This window comes from Streptomyces sp. URMC 126, from assembly GCF_051386555.1.
Classification (GTDB): Bacteria; Actinomycetota; Actinomycetes; order Streptomycetales; family Streptomycetaceae; genus Streptomyces.
Genome location: NZ_JBPQTX010001241.1, coordinates 1 through 243, shown reverse-complemented (window position 1 = coordinate 243; position 243 = coordinate 1). Strand labels below are relative to the sequence as shown.

General features: G+C 48.6%; 1 pseudogene. It reads left to right on the top strand.

From position 1 onward, the window contains the following. Window positions 1–20: 20 nt before the first annotated feature. Window positions 21–243 (top strand): annotated as a pseudogene (locus tag ACSNOK_RS35815) (citrate transporter); the annotation flags it as partial.

Sequence of the window (243 nt, the reverse complement as noted above, 5' to 3'; positions counted from 1 at the left end):
GTACAGCGATCCTCGCTACCTTGGTTGCACTGGATGGAGATGGAACCACGACTTATATGATTACCGTTACCGCGATGCTGCCTTTGTATCGCAAGCTGGGAATCAAACCGATGATTTTGGCAGTCATGTCAATGCTCGCACTCGGTGTCATGAACATGACGCCTTGGGGTGGACCGAAAGCACGTGTCATGAGTGTACTCCATATGGATGTTTCCGATATTTTTGTTCCAGTTATTCCTGCGA